We start from the raw sequence: 16,383 nt of genomic DNA, 5'->3' as shown, positions 1-16,383 counted from the left end.
CTGTAATCACACCGTGACCCCGTGACATAGAACATTCCGCCATTCCGGAGAATCATCCAATTTGTGGGAACGCTCCGGATGGCAACTGCGTTCGGGCTGGCTCTGGTGTCGTTGGGGGCGATCGTTTGGTGCACCGTCGTAGCCAGACCGGTGGCGGGTCCCGTGCTGCCCAAGAGCACGGCGGTGCCCAACCCGTGGGTGGCGGCCGCCGCCCGCGCCGACCCTCTCGTGGGCTGGGCCCGCAAGGCCTCCACCGAGGTGACGCTCACCAGGGCGACTGAGCGCGACCTGGACCCGGTGCCCAAGGGGCGGATCGATCCCCGCCAGCGGCAGGTCAAGGTGACCGTCGTACACCGGCTCCAGATGGCGCCCAAGGACCCGCTCACCGAGGCGCTGCGCCAGGGCAGCGGGTTCCCGGGCACGCTTCAGCAGGTCACCGACGCAGCGTTCGGCGCGATCAAGGTAGGCGGGCCCGGGCTGGCGCCCACGACGCGCCTGGCGCCGATCCTGATCTCCGATGCCACCGGGACCACGGCCAGGTTCGCCGTGACGCTGCTGCGGCAGGTCAAGGCGGACGAACTGCTGAAGCTCGACTTCACCGCGCCCGGCGCGGTCCCGCTGATCGTCACCTCGCGCTCGATCGCCGTGCTGCCCGGTGAGTGGACGGTGCTGCGGCTGGCGGGGATCACGCCGGAGCGGGAGCAGGAGGAGCGGCTGGAGTTCACCATCGGGGCGTACCCGGTGAGCATGACGCTGGCGCCGGACTCGTTCGGGTTCGCCGACACGGTCGTGGAGGACGACTTCTCGTGGGCCACCGCGCTCGGCGTGCTCACCGCGATCGCTCTCGTCGCCTTCCTCCTGCGCTCGCTCGGGCGCGGGTGGTGGGCGCGGCTGGCCAACAGGGAGCTGTTCGCCGGGCTCGTCCTGGCGGCGCCCACGCTGCTGATCCCGCTGTTCGCCGAGGACTGGTCGGCGGTCGCGTACGTGATCCTCTTCGTCGCGGTGCCCGCGTTCGCGCTGCGGCACGCGGGACGGGTGCTGCCCACCAGCCCGCCGTGGAACACGCGCGACCTGCTGGTCGTGACCGGGCTGGGCGTGGTGGTCGGGCTCGGCATGCTGGCCTGGTCGTGGCTGCACGGGCAGCTGCCGGGGCAGACGCTGCTGGCCGGAGGGGCGGTGGCGGCCGTGGCCGCGGCGGGGTCCGCGGTGGCGTTCAGCGTGGACCTGGGGGTCAGGCCGGTGATCGTACGGCTGGCCGTGCTGTCGGCCGAGGCCGCGATCGGGCTGCTCGCGCTGGCGCTGTGGCTGCGGGCTCTGCTGACCGGGGTGTACCCGCCGGACAGCGTCCGGCTGGTGCTGGCGCTGAGCTGGGCGATGATCCCGGTCGCCGCCATCGCCGTGGCCACCAGGCAGTGGACGCGTGGCGCGGTGGCCGGCGCGATGATCGTGAGCCTGCTGGTCCAGGGCTGGCCGACCGAATGGCTGGACTCGGGGTCGTGGAGCCTGGCGGTGTCGCAACCCGAACCCAGGATCGGCAGCCTGGTCCTCACCCCGCTCGTCCGCGGGGTGCTCGGGCTGCTGCTGCTGGGGTTCCTGATGCTGGTGCTGCGGCTGCGGCGGCTCGGCGACGAACTCGCGGCGATCGACAACCCGGTCGCCGAGTCGACCATGATCGCCGTGCTGATGGTGCTGTACATCACACCCGGCGGCAGCACGACCCTGGCGGACATCGACGTGCCGCTGCCGCTGCTGGCGATCACCTCGATCGTCGCCTGGGCGAGCGCGCGCTGGCTGCTCTCCGGGCCGCGCCCCGTACTCGCCGAGCCCGCCTCGCAGGAGGAGCACCGCCGGCTCGTCAGGGCCGCCCTGCACAAGCGGCTGCTGCTGGTGGCCGAGCAGGAGTTGTACCGCGTCGGACGCGGCAGCATCGGCTCGGGTGAGATGTCGATGACGGACTTCGACGAGCGGCGGGACGCCCTGGAGGAAGCGCTGCGGCAGCACGGCCGGCACCCGGAGACCGCCTTCGCCACGGCCGCCGGCTGCACGCCCTGGCACAACGGCGTGCACGCCTTCGCCGTGAGCCTGCTGCTGAGCCTGCCTTTCGCGATCGTGTACGGGTGGCCGGACGGGGCCGACCTGACCAGCTTCATCTTCGACGCGCGCTACCTGATCACGCTGCCGGCCTTCGGCTTCCTGTTCGGCTACTTCTACCCGCGCCTGCGCGGCACCCAGCCGATGACCAAGGCCCTCCACCTGATCGCCGCGGCCCTGCTCACGGAGCTGTCCGGCTACCTGTCCACACTGGTGGAGCCGGACATCGCGGCCTTCGACAAGGTGCAGGTGGTGGGGATCGTGGTGGGTCAGGTGACCATGGTCTGCGTCGGGCTGGGGCTGTACTGGGAGTGGCGCCTCATGCACCTGGCCGGGGAACCGTGGGCCCGGGTCCGCAACCTCCGCAGCGTCCGCAGCCTGGCGGCCCCCGCCCTGGCCATCGTCGTAGCGGCCGGCACCACCGCCGCCACCTCCGCGGCCGGCCAAACCGTCGACCGCATCCTCAAGGGCGACCAAATCACCACCACCGCCCCCCGCTGACCACGTGGCTCCGGTTCCACACCCCGCCACCCCGGTGCCCGGCGAGCCGGGGTGTGCCACAGCGGCGCCCACCAACCGCCGACCGGCGCCCGGCGTGGTCGGCGGGCCGTGGGTGGAAGGGTCAGCGGCGGGGGAGTTCGCTGCCGCGGACGTGGGTGCAGAGCCAGTCGACCAGGGGCCCGTACGCGCGCCACGTACGTGACACGCGCTCGCGCACCTCCGTCGTGTGCACCCACGGCTCCGGCTCCCAGCGCACCCCCGCGTAGAGCGACTTGTGCCGCAGCAGCTCGATCCGCGGATGGTCCTCCGAGAAGCCCCGCGGCTTGGTCTTGAGGCGCTCCCCGCCCAGCTCGTAACCGGCGGACACCAGCTCCCCCGTCATCGACTCCAGGGGCTTGCCGGTCAGGTCCTCGTCCACCGCGGCCCGGTAGCGGGCCACCTGGTCGGGGGCCTGGGTGTAGAAGCCCCCGGCCGTGTAGATCCCGGCCGCGCTCAGCTCCACGTAGAGCCCGATCCCCGGCTGGAGGTCCACGAACGCGCCCTGATGGGTCTTGTACGGCGATTTGTCCTTGGAGAAGCGCACATCACGATAGGGCCGGAAGAGCTGCGCCGCCCCGAACTCGGCGGCCAGCTCGTCCGTGAGCGCGAGCATCGGCTCCCGCACCGCCTCCTCATAGAGGTGCTTGTGCCGCGTGAAGTAGGTCTTCGAGTTGTCCGCCTCGAGCCCCTCGTAGAACAGGAAAGCCTCATCAGGGAAGCCGCTGAAACCCATGCTCCCAAGGGTGCCACGCCGCACCGACACCTCGGGTCACCGCTCGGTGTACGTCCGGCCCGGCGACGGCGTCTTGCCGTAGAGCTCCGAAACCGTGACGAACGTGAAGCCCTTCCGGTCAAGGATGTCGAGAATGGCGGGCACGGCCTCCACCGTCGTCCGGTGGATGTCGTGCATGAGGACGATCGATCCGGACTTGGCCTCGCCGGCCCGCCGGGCCACGGCCGCGGGGACCCGGTGCAGCCAGTCGAGGGTGTCGACGCTCCAAAGGATCTCCGCCAGCCCCTCGTGGCGTGCCTCCGCGGCGACGGCGGCGTTGGTCGACCCGTACGGCGGCCGCATGAGGTGCATCCGCACCCCGGTCAGCCTGAACACGAGGTCGTTGGTGTGCTGGAGCTGCCGCCGCACGTCGTCGTGCGACAGCCCGGCGAGGGCGGGATGGCTCCAGGAATGGTTGCCGAGCTCGTGGCCGTCCTCGACGATGCGCCGGACGAGCCGGCCGCCCTTGTCGGCCGCCACCATCTGCCCGATGACGAAGAACGTGGCCTTGACGTCACGCTTGCGCAGCATGTCGAGCAGCCGCCCGGTGTACTCGCCGGGCCCGTCGTCGAAGGTCAGGGCCACACACTTGAGCCTCGCGCAGTCGAACTTGCGGCTGCGCGGCCAGCCGGACCCGTACTGCATCGACACCAGCCGCTTGGCGAGCACCGCCGGATCGACGACGGCCGCCTTGTACGGCACGATCGGCGCCTCGGTCTGATGGCGGCTCGCCACCGAGCAGGTGACGCAGACTGCCAGAGCGAGCAGGGCCAGCGGCAAAGCCCATACGCGCATGGTTCCCCCCGAAGCGCCGCGCGCGGGGGCCTATGGATAGTCCTGGACCGGTTTCCCCCGCAATTCCCTGGCCAGGTCGTCCCACCAGAGTGGGATATCGGCCTGCAGTTCCTTGTAGCGGCGCGCCACGCGCATGGCACATCCGACCGGATCCGTACCCAGATGCCGACGTTTCACCGGTCCTTCCTGCCAACGGTAAAAACCATCTCTATACCGAACGACCAGGCCTATCCATACCGAGATAGTCGCTCCGTCCCCTACCTCGTACGCGCTGGTGACGCCCAGAGCGCGAAGCTCCGACTGGAGCTTCTCCGTCGCCGCGAGGGCCTCACTCACACGCCACCCCCTGCCCACTTTCCGCCACACCAGGGATGTACCCAACAACGGGCATCAGCCGTCCAAAGCATGAGTAATCGTCAACGACCGCTGGGTGAAGCCGGTGGTCTGCTCCGAGGGTCCCGTCCGGCTGTGGGGAGGCCGGTCATCGGCCGTCGGAGGGCCAGAGCGACACGGTCACCGGGCGCGCGTCACAGGGCACCGCCATCGCACGCCTCCTGTCACGTCAGCCTCACCGACCGCAAATATTACTGGCTGTGACCAAGGTTTTCCATGCCGTCCCGGAAGGAGAAGCAGCGGTTATTGGTCCTGGGTGTCGCGCGGCTCCGCGACGACCATCACGAACCTGAGGTCCTCGGTGCCCCGGTTGGCGTAGCGATGGGGCCGGTCGGCCGTGAAGAGCACGGCGTCGTCCTTGCCGACCACGTGGCTCTTGCCGTACACGGTGAGTGTCAGCTCCCCGTCCAGGACGGTCAACATCTCGCGGGTGCCCGGCGGGTGGGCGTCGCCGTCGTGATGCTCGCCGGGCGGCATCCGCCAGTCCCACAGCTCCAGGATCATCGGCACGTCGGCGCCGACCAGCAGCCGCGCCCGCACGTCCCCCTGGTCGAACGTGACCACGTCGGCCTTGCTCACGATCCGCACCGTCGGCACGTCGGCGACCTCGACGAGCCGGGCCACGGTGACGCCCAGGGCGGAGGCGATCCGGGTGAGGGTGGAGACGCTCGGGTTCGTCCTGCCCTGCTCCACCTGGACCAGCATGCCCCTGCTCACCCCCGACCGGGCGGCGAGGGCGTCGAGCGTCAGCCCCCGGTGTGCCCGCTGGGCCCGGACGTTGCTGGCGATGGCCTGGTTGATCAGGTCTGGATCTTCCACGCAGTGCAGTCTAGTGAATCCGATTTGCAGTGGAATGTACTCTGTGTGTTGTACTGACAGTGCAACCTGTTGAACCAAAGGGGGGATACCGGTGACGGTGATCCTGGCGACCGCCTGCGCGGTGGTGTACGGCACGGCCGACTTCTTCGGCGGCCTGGCCACCCGCCGATCCCAAGTGCTGTCGGTCGTCGTGCTGTCGCAGATCGCGGGCCTGGTGCTGATCCTCGCCCTGCTGCCGGTGCTGCCCGGCACGGCCGGCGCCGCCGCCCTGTCGTGGGGCCTGGCGGCGGGCCTGGCGGGCGCGGCCGGGCTGGTGCTGTTCTACCGAGCGCTGGCCACGGGCGTCATGTCGGTGGTCGCCCCGACGACCGCGGTCACCTCGGCGGCGCTGCCCGTGGTGTTCGGGCTGGCGACGGGCGAGCGGCCGGCGTTCTGGGCGCTGGTGGGCATCGCGCTGGCGCTCTGCTCGGTGCTGCTGGTCAGCCAGGACAGGTCCACGGACCGGCAGGGCTCCCTGGCATCGGTGCTGACCGCGCTGGCGGCCGGGGCCGGGTTCGGCGGGTTCTTCATCCTGCTGGCCATGGCGCCGGACGATGCCGGGCTGTGGCCGCTGGTCGGCGCCAGAGTGTCGTCGATCACGACGGTGGCGCTGCTGGCCCTGGTCACGCGGCGCGCGCTCAGGCCCGGCCCGGGCTCCCTGCACATCATCGTGGCGGCGGGCGTGCTCGACATGGCGGCCAATGTCCTGTACCTGCTGGCCCAGCAGGACGGCCTGCTCAGCCTGGTCGCCGTGCTGGTGTCGCTGTATCCCGCGAGCACCCTGCTGCTGGCCAGACAGGTGCTGGGAGAGCGGCTGCGGGCCATCCAGGTGGCCGGTGTGGCCTGCGCGCTCGGGGCGGTGGCGCTGATAGCCGTTGCGCAGCACCTCTAGCGCTTGCTACGTTTCGCCCGTGCGCCCTGACCGGGCACCTTCGGACGGCGAGTCGCTACGGCACATCGCGGTGCCGCACGACTCGGACGAGACCTTCGTGAGGCTCGCCACCCCGCGCGTGCGTTCCGCCCTCGACGAGGGCAGGCACGTGCTGGTGATCACGTGCGCGGACAAGCTCGCCCTGCTGCACGACGCCCTCGGCCGCGACGCCGGGCGCATCGACAGCAGGGTCTCGACCGGCTGGTACGGCCACCCGTACCGCACCCTGGCCGCCTATCACGAGTACACCCGCGACCGCCGCACCCTCGTCATCGGCGAGCCCGACTGGGAGGGCAGGAGCGAGCGCGACATCAGGGAGCTGATCCGCTACGAGTCGGTGGTCAACGCCGCGCTCCGCCCGGCGGCGGCGATCATGATGTGCCTGTACGACGTGCGCCGCGCCCCCAGGACCGCGCTCGACTTCGGCCCGGTCAGCCACCCGTTTCTCCTGGGCGCGGACGGCGAGGCGGCCAGCACCCGCTTCGTCGAGCCCCACGAGCTGGTCCTGAACGGCGACCGCGCGCCCCTGCCCGCGCCGGCCGACGGCGCCGAGACCATCCCCTTCACGGCCCGGGAGCTGAAGCGGCTGCGCCAGAGCGTGGGCGACTACGCCAGAGCGGCCGGCATGGACCGCAACCTGATCACCTCGCTCGTGATCAGCGTGTCCGAGATCGCCGCGAACAGCATCGAGCACGGCGCCGGGCACGGCATGATCACGATGTGGGTGAGCGACGGGGAGCTGGTCTGCGAGGTCGCCGACCCGGGCGGCGCCCTGGACGATCCGTTACCCGGCTACATACCACCTGAGCCCGAATCCCCTCGGGGATACGGGCTCTGGATCAGCCGGCAGCTCTGCGATCTCGTACAGCTGCGCAATGAAGGCGGCGTGTTACGCGTCCGCCTTCATTTCATGATGGGGTCGTAGGGGTCTTCACGCGGCGCGCTGGGCGGGGAGCCGTACGGCGCCTTCCTCGCGGGCGTACTCCTCGAGCATGCCGCGCAGCTGGCGGCGGCCCCGGTGGAGGCGGGACATGACCGTGCCGATGGGCGTGCCCATGCGGTCGGCGATCTCCTTGTACGCGAACCCCTCCACGTCGGCCAGGTAGACGGCCACGCGGAAGTCCTCGGGCAGCGAACGCAGGGCGTTCATCACGACGTTGTCGGGCAGCCGGTCGAGCGCCTCGGTCTCGGCCGAGCGCAGGCCCGTCGAGCTGTGCGACTCGGCGGCGTGCAGCTGCCAGTCCTCGATGTCCTCGGCGGCCGACAACTTGGGCGAACGCTGCTTCTTGCGGTAGTCGTTGATGAAGTTGTTGGTGAGGATCCGGTGCAGCCACGCCTTGAGGTTGGTGCCCTCCCGGAACTGGTGGTACGAGGTGTACGCCTTGGCCACCGTCTCCTGCACCAGGTCCTCCGCGTCAGCGGCGTTGCGGGTGAGGCGCATGGCGGAGGCGAACAGCTGCGACGTCACGGGCACGACATCGCGCTCGAACCAGTCCTGACGCTGCTCATCGGTCATAGTGATCAATTCATTCCCCCTTGCGCTATCCCCCGTTTCGGCACAAGCCGCCTGCGGGCGGTTTCCATCATGGCAAGTCCCAGGTAAGGGACGCGTTAGAGGTTCCGCCTTGGTCAGAGGGGGTTTCCGTCCATCTGCTCGCGGCGTGTGTCGTCACGTCCACGGCCGGACAAGTCTCAGTATCATAACACTACCCACCCAATTTCGCAGTAATAGTGGCAAGAGTCACATGGGATAGCGTATGGGCATGAGTTTTGTGGACCGTCACGACCTTGCTTCGCGCCACTGGGTGACAGACGCCATACGCAAGGTCGAGGCCGATGCCAACCGTAGCTGCGACACACATCTGCACGTCTTTCCGCTTCCCTCGCACTGGGGTGTAAACCTCTACTTGAAAGACGAGTCGGTGCACCCAACAGGTTCACTCAAACATCGACTTGCTCGATCCTTGTTCCTGTACGGCCTGGCGAACGGCTGGATCGGGCCCGCCACGACGATCGTGGAGGCGTCGAGCGGATCCACGGCCGTCAGCGAGGCGTACTTCGCCCGCTTGCTGGGCCTGCCGTTCATCGCGGTCATGCCCGCGTCCACGTCGCCGGAGAAGTGTCACCTCATCGAGTTCTACGGCGGGAAGTGTCACCTCGTGACCGATCCGCACGCGATCTATGACGAATCTCACCGTCTGGCCGCCGAGACCGGCGGCCATTTCATGGACCAGTTCACCTACGCGGAGCGGGCGACCGACTGGCGCGGGAACAACAACATCGCCGAGTCCATCTATTCCCAGATGTCCATGGAGCCCCACCCGGAGCCCTCCTGGATCGTGGTGGGCGCCGGCACCGGCGGCACGTCGTCGACCATCGGCCGCTACATCCGCTACCGCCGCCACCCCACCCGCCTGGCCGTCGTCGACCCGGAGGGCTCGGCCTTCTATCCGAGCTGGGTCTCCGGCGACACCTCGGTCACCGCGCGGGGCTCCCGCGTCGAGGGCATCGGCCGCCCGCGCGTGGAGCCCTCGTTCCAGCCGTCCGTCATCGACCGCATGATCGCCGTCCCCGACGCCCGCTCGATCGCCGCCATGCACTGGACGCGCGAGGTCACGGGCCTGGACGTCGGCGGCTCCACGGGCACGAACATGGCGGCCTGCGTGGACCTCATCCAGGAGATGCGCTCGGCGGGCGAGCAGGGCAGCATCGTCACCCTGGTCTGCGACAGCGGCGACCGCTACCGGGGCACGTACGGCAACCCGGGGTGGCTCGCCGACCAGGGCCTGGACGTCGAACCCCACCTGGACGAGCTCCGCGCGTTCCTGCCGGACTGAGCGGGCTCAGGCCCTCGCCGGGTCCACCTCGAAGAGCTTGGCCACGTCGTCCAGGATCGCGTGCGCCCCCTGGATGCCCACCGCGGTCATCCAGGTCAGGTCGGCGACATCGTGCTTCTCGCCCTTGAGCTTGCCCCAGAGCGGGTTGTTCACGAACTTCTCTTTAGGCCCCTCTGCCGACGGATCCTGATATGTCGAGACAAAGATGTGGTCGGCGTCCAGGTCCGCGATCCGCTCCTGGCTGATGTCCACCGCGATGGCGTCCTGCTCGGTCGGCTGCCCCTCGGGCCGCGGGAACCCGACGTCCTTCAACACCAGCCCGGAATAGGACTTCTCAACGTAAAGCCTGACTGTCGGCTCGCCGGCGAACCGCACGACCGAGATCGTCGGCAGCTCGCCGTCCTTCGCCTTGACGGCCGCGCCGATCTTGGCCGCTCGTCCCTCATACTCCTTGATCCTGGTGTCGGCGAGCTGCTCCTTGCCCAGGGCCTGTCCCATGAGCCGGATGTTCTCCTTCCAGATGGCCCCGGTGGTCTCGCTGAAGACGGTCGGCGCGATCTTGGACAGCTTGTCGTACAGGGCCTCGTGCCGGACCTTCGCCGAGACGATCAGGTCGGGCTTCAGCGCCATGATCTTCTCCAGGCTCGGCTGTTCCAGCGAGCCGACCGGGGTGGCCTCCTTGCCGTACCGCTCGGCGACGGCCCCCAGGTAGGCGGGCAGCTTGTCGTCGAGCGACCGGTACGTCGTGTACCCCACCACCGGCGTCTCCAGCGTGAGCACCGCGTCGACGAAGCTCTGGTCGAGCGCCACCACCCGCTTCGGCTGGGCCGGGATCACGGTCTCGCCCATCGCGTGTTTGACGGTCCTGAACGGGGCACCGGAGACGGGAGCCGCCGCGCTCCCCCCGGAAGCGCCGGAGGAACCACAGGCCGCGAGCCCCGTCACAAGGAGAGCCCCGACCAGCATGCGCAACGGTCTCATTAGATCCCTTTCCCGAATCCCAAAGTAAGGTAACCCTAAATTAGGTTAGCCCTGCCTAAGCTGGCATACTTCACCGTGATCGGGCAAATGTTGAGGAGGACGTGGGTGAGTGCGACCGCTGTGGCCCCGCGCCTCCATGGCATCCGGCACAGGCGGCTCACCGTTCTCCTCGCGCTGCTGGCCGCCGTGCTGGTCGCGATCGTGCTGAGCATCACGGTCGGCTCCAAGTCCGTGCCGCTCGCCGACGCCTGGCACGCCCTCACGGCCCCCACCGGGACCGAGAACGACATCGTCATCCGCTCGCTGCGCCTCCCCAGGACCGCCTTGGGCGTTCTCGCCGGGATCGCGCTCGGCGTGGCGGGCGCGCTCATGCAGGGCCACACCCGCAACCCGCTCGCCGACCCGGGGCTGCTCGGCGTCACGCAGGGGGCGGCGTTCGCGATGGTGTCCTCGATCATCCTGCTCGGCGCCTCCAGCCTGCTCACCTACATCTGGTTCGGCCTCGCGGGCGCCCTGGTCGCCAGCGTCGGGGTGTTCGCGCTGGGCATGGTGGGCGGCAGGGGCGGCCCGACCCCGGTCACGCTGGCGCTGGCGGGCACCGCCGTGAGCGCCCTGCTGTACGCGCTGACCTCGGCCATCGTGCTGCTGGACGAGCAGGCGATGGACGTCTTCCGCTTCTGGCAGGCCGGCTCGATCGCGACCAGGGGCTCGGACGTGGTCTGGCAGGTGCTGCCGTTCATCCTCGTGGGCCTGGTGCTCGCGATGGTCAACGCGCCGGGCCTGAACGCGCTCTCCCTCGGCGAGGACGTGGCCAGGAGCCTCGGCCAGAACATCTCCACGACCCGCACCGTCGGCGTCGCCGCGGTCACCCTGCTGTCGGGCGCGGCCGTCGCGGCCTGCGGCTCGCTGGCGTTCGTGGGCCTGATCGTGCCCCACCTCGCCCGCCCGCTGTCGGGCACCGACCACCGGTGGCTGCTGCCGTTCTCGGGGCTGATCGGCGCGGCGCTGCTGCTGCTCGCCGATGTGATCGGCCGCGTGGTGGCCCCGCCGGGAGAGCTGGAGGTGGGCGTGGTGCTCGCGCTGCTCGGCGCGCCGTTCTTCGTCGCGCTCGTCAGGCGCAGGAAGCCAGTGCGACTGTGATGACCGCTCTTTCCCTCCGCGTCGGCGCCGTGTCCTGGCGGGTACGGCTGCGCGGCGTCGCCGTCTCCGTGCTCGGCCTGGTCCTGATCGTCCTGCTCATGGCCATGAACATGCGCATCGGCGAGATCCGGATGACGCTGCCGGAGGTGATCTCCGGCACGTTCGACGTCAACAGCGCCGCCCACTTCGTCATCATGGAGCTGCGCCTGCCGCGCGCCCTCACCGGCGCCCTCGTCGGCGCGGCGCTCGCGCTGTCCGGCGCGATCATCCAGTCCATCGCGCGCAACCCGCTCGCCAGCCCCGAGATCCTCGGCGTCACCACCGGCGCCTCGGTCACGGTCGTGGCCGGCGTCGTGGCCAGCGGCAGCGCGTACGGCGGCGCCAGCGGCCTGCTGGCCACCGCCGGCATCCCCGCGCTGGCCCTGCTCGGCGGCCTGATCGGCGCGGCCGTCGTGTACGGGCTGGCGTGGCGGCGCGGCCTGGACGGCTACCGGCTGGTCCTGGTCGGCATCGGCGTGGCCGCCGTGTTCACGAACATCAAGTTCTGGCTCCTGACCGTCGGCGACGTCAACGACACCGGCCGCGCCATGGTCTGGATCAGCGGCTCCCTCAACGGCCGCGGCTGGGAGCACGTGCTGCCCACCGCGCTGGCCCTGGCCGTGCTGGTGCCGCTGACCCTGCTCGGCACCCGCTCCCTCGACGCCCTGCGCTTCGGCGACGACACGGTGACCGCGCTCGGCGTCCGCACCAACCTGTCCCGCGCCCTGATGATCCTGGCGGCCGTGCTCTTGGCCGCCGTGGCCACCGCCTCCGCCGGCCCGATCGCGTTCGTGGCCCTGGCCTCGCCGCAGATCGCGCTCAGGCTCACCCGCTCCGCCCAGCCGCCGCTGCTGTGCTCGGCGGTCGTGGGCGCCGTGCTCACCACCGCCGCCGACCTGATCGCCAGGACCGCGTTCTCCCCGCTGGAGCTGCCGGTCGGCATCGTCACGGCCGTACTGGGCGCCCCTTACCTGATCCACCTGATCTGGAGGTCACGCAAATGAGGCTGCAGGCCGCCGGCGTCAAGCTCGGATACGGCGAACGCCTGGTCGTCGACGGGCTCGACCTCGGCATCGAGGCGGGCACGGTGACCACGATCATCGGTCCGAACGGCTGCGGCAAGTCGACGCTGCTGCGCGCGCTCGGCCGCCTGCTCAAGCCGCAGGGCGGCGAGGTGCTGCTGGACGGCAAGCGCATCGACAAGATCCCCACCCGCGAGGTGGCCAAGATCCTCGGCGTGCTCCCCCAGGCGCCCAGCGCCCCCGAAGGACTGACCGTGGCCGACCTGGTGGCCAGGGGCAGGCATCCGCACCAGACGTGGTACCGGCAGTGGTCCTCGGACGACGAGGGCGCCGTCGCGGCCGCCCTGGACATGACGGGCCTGGCCGACCTGGCGGAACGGCCGCTGGACGAGCTGTCGGGCGGGCAGCGGCAGCGGGCGTGGATCTCCATGGCCCTGGCCCAGGGCACGGACCTGCTGCTGCTCGACGAGCCGACCACGTTCCTTGACCTGGCGCACCAGGTGGAGGTGCTGGAGCTCGTACGGCACCTGCACCAGGAGGCGGGCCGCACGGTCGTCATGGTCCTGCACGACCTCAACCTGGCCGCCCGTTACGCCGACCGGCTGGTGGCCATGCGCGCCGGGCGGGTGGTCGCCGCGGGCACCCCGCATGAGGTGCTGACCGAGGACCTGCTGGGTGAGGTGTTCGAGCTGGACGCCAAGGTCATCGAGGATCCGGTGGCGGGGACGCCGCTCGTGGTTCCGATCCGGCCGCGCTCGCACCCCGCGGAGCCGCGAGCCTGACCCGCCACGGCGGCGATCACGCCTCGGCCAGCGCCCGCCTGACCTCCTCGTCGTCAGGGGCCAGCTCCGCGGCCCTGAGCAGGTCGTCCCTGGCCTTGTCCGCCAGCCCCGCGGCCCGGTAGAGCACGGACCTGTTGAACAGCAGCTCGGCCGTCTCCGCCAGCTTCAGCGCGTGGGTCAGGTCGGCCAGCGCCGCGTCGTGCTCGCCGCTCTCGAAGGCCAGCTCGGCCCGGCCCGCCCAGGCCGCCACCAGCTCGGGGTCGGCCTCCAGCGCCCCGTCGAACGCGGTCCGCGCCTCCGGGCGCCTGCCCTCGGCCAGCTCCACCTGCCCGAGCACGCACAGCAGGTGGGGGTCGCGGGGCGTCAGCCCCAGCCCGCGCACCACGTCCTCCCTGGCTCTGGCGTAGTCCCCCATCACCACATCGATACCGCTGCGGTTCACGTACGCGGGCGCGAACTCGGGGTCCAGCTCCAGCGTGTGGTCCAGGTCGGCGCGGGCCCCGTCGAGGTCTCCCGCAGCGAACCGGACCTCGGCCCGGTTGTAGTACGCCTCGGGGAAGGGCGGGCTGAGCCGCATGACCGCCTCGTAGTCGGCCAGCGCCTCCTCCGTCCGGCCGAGCCGGTGCAGCAGGTTGCCGCGTTCGAGGTAGTAGTCGGGGTAGCCGGGATCGGCCTCGACGGCCCGCGTGTAGCCGGCCAGCGCCTCCTCCGTCCGGCCCGCCATGGCCAGAAGCTGCGCCCTGTTGGCGTGCAGCACGAGCCGGTGGATCGGGTGCTCGCCGGCCAGGTCCGTCTCGGCCAGGTCGATGGCCCGCTGCACCAGCTCCATCGCCGCCTCGTGACGGCCCCTGCGCACCTCGACCAGGGCCTTGCCATTGAGGTCGAACCCGAGATGGAAGGCCCGCTCGCGGCGGTCCGACAGCAGCGACGTGATCGTGATCGCCTCGTTGATCCAGGCCAGGGCCTGCTCGGGATCGCGCCGGGCGGGGTCGTGGTGGCGTACGAGGATCATGGCGGTCGCGTACGCGACGGTGGCGCGGTGCTTGGGGTCGGTGCTCACGCGCCTGGCCCGGTCGTAGAGCTCGCGGGCCTCGTCCTCGCGCTCGATGGCCTCCAGGGCGCCGGCGACGCGCTGCAGGAGGTGCTGCCAGCCCTCCGGGTCGTCCTCGTACGCCATCCCGCGCAGCACGGCCAGGCCCGACTCGGCCATGGCGTGATGGAAGCCCTCGTCGCGGTAGCGGTCGAAGTCCGCGCGCAGCGGTCCGGTACTCGGGGCCGGCGGGCCCTCGTCGATGCGCAGCAGCCCCGGGTCGAGCCTGCGCCGCAGCACGGTTACCAGCTCGGTGTCGGTGTGGTCGGCCGCGCCCAGGTTCGTCACGGTGAGCGCGAGCGGGCCCGCGTCGCGCAGGTGGTCGCGGACGAACTCGGCCAGCCCGTTCGCGATCCTGAGGCTGCGCCGGGCGCCGGGCACGAGGATGCGCTGCCCCGTGGGCAGGCGGCCGGCCAGCGAGCTCCTGCGCTCGGGGACGGACTCGCGCAGCTGCGGCGCGGCGGTGCGGATCTCGATGTCGTACGCGGCGACCAGCTCCGGTCGGCGCTCCAGCGCCCGGGGGACGAGATGGCCGAGGAGCCCGGCCGCGAAAGTGTAGGGGCCGCCGATCCGGCGGTCGGCGTCAAGGGAGATCGTGTCCACGAACGGCCTTTCCGTGCTGGCCGGCGCCCCACGAGACGCCGGCCGGGCGGCTCAGGCGCTGTGCCTCGGCGCGGCCGCGGCGGTCGGCTTCACGGTTCCTGGCCGATGAACGACGATCTTCTTCATGGCGCCCCTTTGCGCGGAACGAGCGATCATTGATGACCGCTACATGTCAGCACAGGGAAAAGCCCTCGAACAATTGTTTATCTGGTAATGGCTATTCCCTCGTCAATTACCGCGCGCCCGAATCGTGTTCGCCTCACTCCCCCAGGATCGCGTCCACGAACACCTCGGGGTCGAACGGCGCCAGGTCGTCGGGCCCCTCGCCGAGCCCCGCGAGCTTGACCGGCACCCCCAGCTCCCGCTGCACGGAGATCACGATGCCGCCCTTGGCGGTGCCGTCGAGCTTGGTCAGCGCGATGCCGGTGATGTTGACCACCTCGGCGAACACCTGGGCCTGGCGCATGCCGTTCTGGCCCGTGGTGGCGTCGAGGACGAGCAGCACCTCGTCGACCGTGGCCTTCTTCTCGATGACCCGCTTGACCTTGCCCAGCTCGTCCATGAGGCCGGTCTTGGTGTGCAGGCGGCCCGCGGTGTCGACGATGACCACGTCGACCTTCTCCTCGATCCCCTTGGCGACGGCGTCGAACGCCACGGAGGCCGGGTCGCCGCCCTCGGGGCCGCGTACGACGTCGGCCCCCACCCGCTCGCCCCACGTCTGGAGCTGGTCGGCGGCGGCCGCGCGGAACGTGTCGGCCGCGCCGAGCACGACCTTCTTGCCGTCGCCGACGAGCGAGCGGGCGAGCTTGCCGGTGGTGGTGGTCTTGCCGGTGCCGTTGACGCCCACGATGAGGGCCACCGCGGGCCGCTCGCCGTGCTTCTGGACGTGCAGCGTGCGGTCGAGGTCGGGGTTGACCTGGGCCAGCAGCTCCTCGCGCAGCAGGCCGCGCAGCTCCTCGGGGGTGCGGCTGCCCAGCACCTTGACCTTGGTACGCAGGTCGTCGACGATCACCCGGGTCGGCGCGACGCCGACGTCGGCGGTGATCAGCTTCTCCTCGACCTCGTCCCACACGTCGTCGTCGAGGCGGTCGCGGGAGAGCAGCTCCAGCAGGCCGCGCCCGAGGGCGCTCTGCGAGCGTGCCAGCCGCGAGCGCAGCCGCACCATCCGGCCCGCGGACGGCGGCGGCACCTCGATCTCGGGCGTGACGACGGCCGGCTCGGCGGGCTTGACCGGTGGCGGCAGCGTGGTGGTCGCGCCTTCGCCCTCCTCGCCCGCCACTCCCGCGGGCTTCTCCTCCTGCTCGGGGAGCACGGGAGTCTCTGGCGGTTTGACCGGCGGGGCCGCCTTGCGACCCGGCTTGAAGTACAGCAGAAGACCGCCGGCCGCCAGCAGGGCGACGACGGCCACGATCACTATGACGCCGAGGTAACCATCCACAAGATGTCAGTTTTCCAGATCGACCGGCATGGTCATGCCCAAGGCACCACCGATCAGGCCCAACTCACGCC

At 70.6% G+C, this 16,383-nt stretch carries 14 protein-coding genes; 7 read left to right on the top strand and 7 right to left on the bottom strand.

Annotated elements, in window-relative coordinates; translation table 11 throughout:
- Positions 1-78: 78 nt before the first annotated feature.
- Positions 79-2,592, top strand: coding sequence for a hypothetical protein (locus tag ABZX61_RS56170; protein ID WP_355208961.1), 2,514 nt, complete (start codon positions 79-81; stop codon positions 2,590-2,592).
- A 121-nt stretch (positions 2,593-2,713) separates the two neighbouring features.
- Here ABZX61_RS56170 and ABZX61_RS56165 read toward each other — a convergent pair whose 3' ends face one another.
- From ABZX61_RS56165 to ABZX61_RS56155, 3 genes are all read right to left on the bottom strand, one after another.
- Positions 2,714-3,364 carry a DUF2461 domain-containing protein gene (locus ABZX61_RS56165; protein WP_350729765.1) on the bottom strand — a complete coding sequence of 217 codons (651 nt, stop codon included), beginning with the start codon at positions 3,362-3,364 and terminating at the stop codon, positions 2,714-2,716.
- Between the two features lie 36 nt (positions 3,365-3,400).
- A complete protein-coding gene (locus ABZX61_RS56160; protein WP_355208958.1) occupies positions 3,401-4,198 on the bottom strand; it encodes a polysaccharide deacetylase family protein in 798 nt (265 codons plus the stop codon).
- Positions 4,199-4,834: 636 nt separating this feature from the next.
- A complete protein-coding gene (locus ABZX61_RS56155) occupies positions 4,835-5,410 on the bottom strand; it encodes an XRE family transcriptional regulator (RefSeq protein WP_355208955.1) in 576 nt (191 codons plus the stop codon).
- Between the two features lie 91 nt (positions 5,411-5,501).
- Here ABZX61_RS56155 and ABZX61_RS56150 point away from each other — a divergent pair, with 91 nt between their 5' ends.
- The gene (locus ABZX61_RS56150; RefSeq protein ID WP_350729759.1) at positions 5,502-6,341 is read left to right on the top strand and encodes a DMT family transporter; all 840 of its coding nucleotides are present in this window, start codon (positions 5,502-5,504) and stop codon (positions 6,339-6,341) included.
- Between the two features lie 19 nt (positions 6,342-6,360).
- Positions 6,361-7,305, top strand: coding sequence for a sensor histidine kinase (locus ABZX61_RS56145; protein ID WP_355208953.1), 945 nt, complete (start codon positions 6,361-6,363; stop codon positions 7,303-7,305).
- A gap of 6 nt (positions 7,306-7,311) precedes the next feature.
- Here the strand turns inward: ABZX61_RS56145 and ABZX61_RS56140 are convergent, their stop codons facing one another.
- A complete protein-coding gene (locus ABZX61_RS56140; RefSeq protein WP_350729756.1) occupies positions 7,312-7,896 on the bottom strand; it encodes a sigma-70 family RNA polymerase sigma factor in 585 nt (194 codons plus the stop codon).
- 247 nt (positions 7,897-8,143) lie between these two features.
- Between ABZX61_RS56140 and ABZX61_RS56135 the strand changes: the two genes are divergently transcribed.
- Entirely contained in the window at positions 8,144-9,217 is a 1,074-nt protein-coding gene (locus ABZX61_RS56135; protein WP_355208950.1) for a PLP-dependent cysteine synthase family protein, read from the top strand.
- A 6-nt stretch (positions 9,218-9,223) separates the two neighbouring features.
- On the opposite strand, the gene ABZX61_RS56130 is transcribed toward ABZX61_RS56135, so the two are convergent.
- Positions 9,224-10,066, bottom strand: coding sequence for an iron-siderophore ABC transporter substrate-binding protein (locus tag ABZX61_RS56130; protein ID WP_355208947.1), 843 nt, complete (start codon positions 10,064-10,066; stop codon positions 9,224-9,226).
- A gap of 237 nt (positions 10,067-10,303) precedes the next feature.
- Here ABZX61_RS56130 and ABZX61_RS56125 point away from each other — a divergent pair, with 237 nt between their 5' ends.
- The 3 genes from ABZX61_RS56125 to ABZX61_RS56115 are packed head-to-tail and all read left to right on the top strand — an operon-like array spanning position 10,304 to position 13,181.
- A complete protein-coding gene (locus tag ABZX61_RS56125) occupies positions 10,304-11,338 on the top strand; it encodes an iron ABC transporter permease (protein WP_355208944.1) in 1,035 nt (344 codons plus the stop codon).
- Positions 11,338-12,381: an iron chelate uptake ABC transporter family permease subunit gene (locus ABZX61_RS56120; RefSeq protein ID WP_355208942.1), complete on the top strand. Its 1,044-nt coding sequence runs from the start codon at positions 11,338-11,340 to the stop codon at positions 12,379-12,381. The genes ABZX61_RS56125 and ABZX61_RS56120 overlap by 1 nt, the downstream gene beginning before the upstream one ends.
- Entirely contained in the window at positions 12,378-13,181 is an 804-nt protein-coding gene (locus tag ABZX61_RS56115; RefSeq protein WP_355208939.1) for an ABC transporter ATP-binding protein, read from the top strand. Before ABZX61_RS56120 ends, ABZX61_RS56115 begins: the two co-directional genes overlap by 4 nt.
- 16 nt (positions 13,182-13,197) lie before the next feature.
- Here ABZX61_RS56115 and ABZX61_RS56110 read toward each other — a convergent pair whose 3' ends face one another.
- Positions 13,198-14,874, bottom strand: coding sequence for a tetratricopeptide repeat protein (locus ABZX61_RS56110; RefSeq protein ID WP_355208936.1), 1,677 nt, complete (start codon positions 14,872-14,874; stop codon positions 13,198-13,200).
- A gap of 259 nt (positions 14,875-15,133) precedes the next feature.
- Entirely contained in the window at positions 15,134-16,312 is a 1,179-nt protein-coding gene (gene ftsY, locus ABZX61_RS56105; RefSeq protein ID WP_355208933.1) for a signal recognition particle-docking protein FtsY, read from the bottom strand.
- Positions 16,313-16,383: the final 71 nt, after the last annotated feature.

Origin of the sequence: Nonomuraea sp. NPDC003709, assembly GCF_040610775.1 — a bacterium.
In the GTDB taxonomy this organism is placed as follows: Bacteria; Actinomycetota; Actinomycetes; order Streptosporangiales; family Streptosporangiaceae; genus Nonomuraea; species Nonomuraea angiospora_A.
The sequence above is the reverse complement of the archived record's forward strand: the minus strand, read 5'-3'. Positions and strand labels throughout refer to the sequence as shown.